Source organism: Xanthomonas pisi DSM 18956, assembly GCF_001010415.1.
Classification (GTDB): Bacteria; Pseudomonadota; Gammaproteobacteria; order Xanthomonadales; family Xanthomonadaceae; genus Xanthomonas; species Xanthomonas pisi.
On record NZ_JPLE01000208.1, the window covers coordinates 1 to 383 of the forward strand.

Sequence of the window (383 nt, forward strand, 5' to 3'; positions counted from 1 at the left end):
CATGCCTAAATCATTCATTGAATCGCAAATAACGTTTTCATATTCAAGGTCCATATAAAGCGATTTAGCGACAGAAACACCTGTTGAGTTCAATTCAATATAAATTGGACATTCGTTATATTCCATTAGATATTTAAACACAATATCAGGGAGTATAAGGTGTGAAATAGTATTAGAGTGTAGAACACCAACCTGTTCCCATTTATCTGTCGTAACATCAATAATATGCATTGCATGATAATCCTGTCCACGTCCTTCAGAACAGTCTAACGTCGCAATATATTTATGACCTTCCTCAGGCTTTTTGAACTGGTGAAATCCATGGCTATCAGGTGTAACTTCAATATAATCTAATATAGCTAATTTCAAACCGGAAATAAGTG

General features: G+C 34.5%; 1 protein-coding gene. It reads right to left on the bottom strand.

Going from position 1 to position 383, the window contains the following annotated elements; all coding sequences use genetic code 11:
• Positions 1 to 383 (bottom strand): phage terminase large subunit family protein (locus Y887_RS19600; RefSeq protein WP_046965609.1); only part of this gene is annotated, 383 nt, incomplete at both ends.